The 5,634-nt window shown below is 62.8% G+C and carries 5 protein-coding genes; all 5 read left to right on the top strand.

The window, feature by feature from the left end; genetic code table 11:
* Positions 1-1,106 (top strand): extracellular solute-binding protein (locus B3P22_RS22990; protein WP_296272671.1); only part of this gene is annotated, 1,106 nt, incomplete at its 5' end.
* Positions 1,103-2,959, top strand: coding sequence for an extracellular solute-binding protein (locus B3P22_RS22985; RefSeq protein WP_296272669.1), 1,857 nt, complete (start codon positions 1,103-1,105; stop codon positions 2,957-2,959). The genes B3P22_RS22990 and B3P22_RS22985, both read left to right, overlap by 4 nt.
* Position 2,960: 1 nt before the next feature.
* Complete coding sequence (locus tag B3P22_RS22980; RefSeq protein WP_197856385.1) at positions 2,961-4,034, top strand: microcin C ABC transporter permease YejB; 1,074 nt, start codon at positions 2,961-2,963, stop codon at positions 4,032-4,034.
* A 2-nt stretch (positions 4,035-4,036) separates the two neighbouring features.
* Positions 4,037-5,056 carry an ABC transporter permease gene (locus tag B3P22_RS22975; protein ID WP_197856384.1) on the top strand — a complete coding sequence of 340 codons (1,020 nt, stop codon included), beginning with the start codon at positions 4,037-4,039 and terminating at the stop codon, positions 5,054-5,056.
* A gap of 1 nt (position 5,057) precedes the next feature.
* Positions 5,058-5,634: ATP-binding cassette domain-containing protein (locus B3P22_RS22970; RefSeq protein ID WP_296272667.1), on the top strand; the 577-nt coding region annotated here is incomplete at its 3' end.

Here is a 5,634-nt window from a genome sequence, read left to right as displayed (position 1 = left end):
AGCGGGTCAAGGACTGGTGGGGCAAGGACCTGCCGGTCAATCGCGGCAAGTACAACTTCGACCGTATCGAAGTAGAGTTCTACCGCGACAACCATGTTGCCTTCGAAGCGTTCAAGGCCGGCGAATTCGACTTCTACATCGAGAACCAGGCGAAGAACTGGAGCAACGGCTATCGCTTCCCGGCCGTTGCCCGTGGTGAGGTGGTGCGCGCCGAGATACCGCACCAGATCCCGACCCAGACCCAGGCGCTGTTCATGAACACCCGCCGCGCCCTGTTCAGCGACCGCCGCGTGCGTGAAGCGCTAGGGCTGATGTTCGACTTCGAGTGGACCAACCGCACCCTGTTCAACAACGCTTACGTGCGCGCCGCCAGCTACTACCCCAACAGCGACTTCTCAGCCACCGGCAAGCCCGAGGGCGCCGAATGGCTGCTGCTTTCGCCGCACCGCGACAAGCTGCCGGCACGCCTGTTCACCGAGGCGCCGACACAACCGGTAACCGACGGCCGCGGCATTCCCCGGGAAACCTTGCGCCGCGCCCTCGGTCTATTGGCCGACGCCGGCTGGAAGCCCTCCGGCCAGGAGCTGCGCAATGCGCGTGGCCAACGCCTGGAGTTCGAGATCATGCTGGTCAATCCCAGCCTCGAGCGCATTCTCCAGCCTTACGTCGCCAACCTAGCCAGCCTCGGCATACGCGCCAATCTGCGTACCGTCGACCGCGCGCAATACAAGCAACGCCTCGACCAATTCGACTACGACATGATTCTGCTGACCCTGCCACAAACCCTCAGCCCGGGCCTGGAGCAATCGCTGTACTTCCATTCCAGCCAGGTGAATCTCAAGGGCGGCAAGAACTACGCAGGCGTCAAGGATCCGGTGGTCGACGAGATGATCGACAAGCTGCTCTCGGCACAGACCCGCGACGAACAGATCGCCGCCACCCGCGCCCTGGACAGGGTGCTGCTCTGGCAGCACTACAGCATCCCCAACTGGTACATCAATTATCACCGCCTGGCGTACCGCAACCGGTTCGCCTTCGTCACCACGCCGCCCTACACCCTGGGCCTGCGCACCTGGTGGCTGAAGCCCACGGAGAACGCTCGATGATCCACCCGCTGCGCAGTTTCCTGCTCCACGGTAGCAGCCTCATCCTGCTCGGCCTCACCGGCCTCACCTGCCTCGCCCTCGCAGCCCCGCAGCACGCCGTCACGCTTTATGACGAGCCGCCCAAGTACCCCGAGAACTTCACGCACTTCGAATACACCAATCCCGAAGCCCCCAAGGGCGGCACCTTTCGCGAGGCGGGCTTCGGCGGCTTCGACAGCCTCAACCCGTTCATCAGCAAGGGCGTTGCCGCCGACGATATCGGCCTGATCTACGACACCCTGGCCGTGCAGAGCATGGACGAGCCGTTCACCGCCTACGGCCTGATCGCAGAGAAGATCGAAAAGGCGCCCGACAACGCCTGGGTACGCTTCCTGCTGCGCAAGGAAGCGCGCTTTCACGACGGCACGCCGATCACCGCCGAGGACGTCAAGTTCACCTTCGATACGCTGATGGAAAAAGGCGCGCCGATGTACCGCGGCTACTACGCCGATGTCGATCAGGTGGAAGTGGAATCGCCGCACAGCGTGCGCTTCGTGTTCAAGCATGCCGGCAATCGCGAGTTGCCGCTGATCGTTGGCCAGCTCCCGGTCCTTCCCAAGCACTGGTGGGCTGAACGCGACTTCGCCAAAAGCAATCTCGAAGCGCCTCTGGGCAGCGGCCCGTACAAGGTCGGCCGCGTCCAGGCCGGTCGCAGCATCCGCTACGAGCGGGTCAAGGACTGGTGGGCCAAGGACCTCCCGGTAAGCCGCGGCTTCTACAACTTCGATACCATCCAGATCGACTATTACCGCGACAACACCGTAGCACTGGAGGCGCTGAAGGCCGGCCAGTTCGACTATTGGCTGGAAACCAGCGCGAAGAACTGGGCCACCGCCTACAACACCCCGGCGGTCGCCAACGGCCAGTTGATCAAGGAAGAGATTCAGAACCGCAACCCGACCGGCATGCAGGGTTTCATCTTCAACACCCGCCGGCCACAGTTTCAGGATCGCCGCGTACGTGAGGCGCTGGGCCTGCTGTACGACTTCGAATGGGCCAACAAGCGCCTGTTCAACGGCGCCTACTTCCGAACCCGCAGCTACTTCGACAACTCCGAGCTGGGGTCGCGCGGCCTGCCCGGTGAAGACGAGCTGGCGATTCTCGAGCCGCTGCGCGGCAAGATTCCGGCCGAGGTGTTCAGCGAGGAATTCCGCGTACCGGTCACCGATGGCAGCGGCATCATCCGCGAACAGCAGCGCCGCGCCTATCAACTGCTGCAACAGGCGGGCTGGCGCATCGAGGGCGATCGCATGCTCGACGCCAATGGCCAGCCGGTGAGTTTCGAGTTCCTGCTGGCGCAGACCGAGTTCGAGCGCGTTTTGCTGCCCTTCAAGCGCAACCTGGCCGACCTCGGCATCGAGATGGTGATTCGCCGCGTCGACGTTTCGCAATACATCAACCGCCTGCGCTCGCGTGATTTCGACATGATCGTCGGCGGCTTCGGCCAGTCCAACTCGCCGGGCAACGAGCAGCGCGAATACTGGCACTCCTCCAGCGCCGACAACCCTGGCAGCCGCAACTACATCGGCCTCAAGGACCCGGCCATCGACCAGATCGTCGAAGAGCTGATCAATGCCGACTCGCGGCAGGATCTGATCGCTCATACCCGCGCCCTCGATCGCGTACTGCTGTGGGGCTACTACGTGATCCCCAATTGGCATATCAAGACCTGGCGCGTTGCCTACTGGAACCATTTCGAGCATCCGAAAGTGACGCCGCTCTACGATATCGGCCTGCATACCTGGTGGGTGCGCCCGGACCTCGATAAGCCAGACGCAGCTCAGCAACAGGCGACCGAAGAGGCGCAGCAATAACATGCTGGCCTACATCATTCGCCGCCTGCTGCTGATCATCCCGACCCTGTTCGGCATCCTGGTGATCAACTTCGTCATCATTCAGGCCGCGCCCGGCGGCCCGGTGGAACAGATGATCGCCAAACTCGAAGGCTTCGATGGCGCCACCAGCCGCATTGCGGGGGGCGGCAGCGAGGTTTCCGTAGCCGGCTCCAACTATCGCGGCGCGCAGGGCCTCGATCCCAAGCTGATCGAAGAAATCGAGAAGATGTACGGCTTCGACAAGCCGGCGCCGGAACGCTTCTGGATCATGCTGAAGAACTACGCTCAGCTGGACTTCGGCTCCAGTTTCTTTCGCGACGCCAAGGTCATCGACCTGATCATCGAGAAGATGCCGGTATCGATCTCGCTCGGGCTGTGGAGTACGCTGATCATGTATCTGGTCTCCATCCCCCTGGGTATCGCCAAGGCCACCCGCCACGGCAGCGCCTTCGACGTCTGGACCAGCTCGGCGATCATCATCGGCTACGCCATTCCGGCCTTCCTCTTCGCCATTCTACTCATCGTGCTATTCGCTGGCGGCAGCTACTGGGACTGGTTCCCCCTGCGCGGGCTGACCTCGAACAACTTCGAGCAGCTCAGCCTCGGCGGCAAGATTCTCGACTACCTGTGGCACCTGGTACTGCCAGTTACCGCTCTGGTCATCGGCAACTTCGCCACCCTGACCTTGCTGACCAAGAACAGCTTCCTCGACGAGATCAACAAGCAGTACGTAATCACCGCCCGGGCCAAGGGCCTGACCAACCATCGCGTGCTCTACGGTCACGTGTTCCGCAACGCCATGCTGCTGATCATCGCCGGCTTCCCCGCCGCCTTCATCGGTATCTTCTTCACCGGCTCCCTGCTGATCGAAGTGATCTTCTCCCTCGAAGGCCTGGGCCTGATGAGCTTCGAGGCAGCGATCAACCGCGACTATCCGCTGGTGTTCGGCACATTGTTCATCTTCACCTTGCTGGGACTGGTCGTGAAACTGATCGGTGATATCACCTACACCCTGGTCGATCCGCGCATCGACTTCGAAAGCCGGGAGGGTTGAGCATGAAACTGTCGCCCCTCAATCGGCGCCGCCTCGATCGCTTCAAAGCCCACAAACGCGGCTGGTGGTCGCTGTGGCTATTTCTCATCCTGTTCGGCCTGAGCCTCGGCGCCGAACTGATCGCCAACGACAAGCCGCTGGCCGTGCGCTACGACGGCGAGTGGTATTTCCCGGTGCTCAAGCGCTACCCGGAAACGGTGTTCGGCGGTGAATTCCCGCTGCAGGCCAACTACAAGAGCCCGTATATCCAGGACCTGATCGCGGCAAAGGACGGCCGCATGATCTGGCCGCCGATTCCCTTCAGCTATTCGAGCATCAACTACGACCTGGAAGTGCCCGCTCCGGCGCCGCCTTCGGCGCAGAACTGGTTGGGCACCGACGATCAGGGCCGCGACGTGCTGGCACGGGTGATCTACGGCTTTCGCATCTCGGTGCTGTTCGCCCTGACCCTGACTCTGGCCAGTTCGGTGATCGGCGTGATCGCCGGCGCGCTGCAAGGCTTCTATGGCGGCTGGGTCGACCTGCTCGGCCAGCGCTTTCTGGAAATCTGGTCGGGCCTGCCGGTGCTCTACCTGTTGATCATCCTCGCCAGCTTCGTGCAGCCGAACTTCTGGTGGCTGCTGGGCATCATGCTGCTGTTCTCCTGGATGAGTCTGGTGGACGTGGTGCGCGCCGAATTTCTCCGCGGGCGCAACCTGGAATACGTGCGCGCGGCGCGAGCGCTGGGCATGGGCAACGGGGCGATCATGTTCCGCCACATCCTGCCCAATGCCATGGTCTCGACCATGACCTTCATGCCCTTCATCCTCACCGGCGCCATCGGCACCCTGACCGCCCTGGACTTCCTCGGTTTCGGCCTGCCGCCTGGCGCTCCCTCGCTCGGCGAGCTGGTCGCCCAGGGCAAGAGCAACCTGCAGGCGCCCTGGCTAGGCATCAGCGCTTTCGCCGTGCTGGCGATCATGCTGAGCCTGCTGGTGTTCATCGGCGAAGCCGCCCGCGATGCCTTCGACCCGAGGAAATGACATGAGCCAGAACGAAACCCTGCTACAAGTTCGCGACCTGGCCGTCGAGTTCGTCACGGGCGACAACTGCCAGCGCGTGGTCGAAGGCGTCAGCTTCGACATCCGTAAAGGCGAGACATTGGCCCTGGTCGGCGAAAGCGGCTCTGGCAAGTCGGTCACGGCGCACTCGATCCTGCGCCTGCTGCCCTACCCGCTCGCGCGCCATCCGCATGGCAGCATCGAGTACGCCGGCGAAAACCTGCTCAAGCTCGGCGAAGGTCGCCTGCGCGGCATCCGCGGCAATCGCATCGCCATGGTCTTCCAGGAGCCGATGACTTCGCTCAACCCGCTGCATACCATCGAGAAGCAGATCAACGAGGTGCTCGCCCTGCACAAGGGCATGCGCGGCAAGGCTGCCAGTGCGCGCACCCTGGAGTTGCTGGAGTTGGTCGGCATCCCCGAACCGAAGAAGCGCCTGAAGGCCTACCCGCACGAACTCTCCGGTGGCCAGCGTCAGCGCGTGATGATCGCCATGGCCCTGGCCAACGAGCCGCAACTACTGATCGCCGACGAGCCGACCACCGCACTGGACGTCACGG

The organism is Pseudomonas sp. UBA6323 (assembly GCF_002439135.1).
In the GTDB taxonomy this organism is placed as follows: Bacteria; Pseudomonadota; Gammaproteobacteria; order Pseudomonadales; family Pseudomonadaceae; genus Aquipseudomonas.
Note: the sequence above shows the minus strand (reverse complement) of the source record. Positions and strands in the feature narration are given on the sequence as shown.